Here is a 287-nt window from a genome sequence, read left to right as displayed (position 1 = left end):
TCTATCCATCCAGCCAGATTTGTTCTGCCTGTGGACACCGTGACGGCAAGAAACCCCTCCACATACGGGAATGGGAGTGCCCTAATTGCGGGGAGTATCTGGACCGAGACATCAATGCCAGCAAGAATCTTTTGGCGTTAGCCAAGTAAAAGAAAACCTATGGGGGCTGGGAAAAAACTCCCCTAAAATGAATACATCCCTCGACCGATTTTGAGAAAAAATGGTCGAGGGATGTTTCTTTTTTAAAGACAAAATGAGCCCCACCGGCTATAATTGAAGTACCAACA

At 46.3% G+C, this 287-nt stretch carries 1 protein-coding gene; it reads left to right on the top strand.

Annotation, left to right across the window (positions count from 1 at the left end):
* On the top strand, window positions 1-149 hold a 149-nt coding region (locus tag ACYQ4S_RS12605; RefSeq protein ID WP_459771526.1), incomplete at its 5' end, for a zinc ribbon domain-containing protein.
* Window positions 150-287 lie beyond the last annotated feature (138 nt).

The organism is Alkalibacterium sp. s-m-28 (assembly GCF_054658175.1).
The sequence above is the reverse complement of the archived record's forward strand: the minus strand, read 5'-3'. Positions and strand labels throughout refer to the sequence as shown.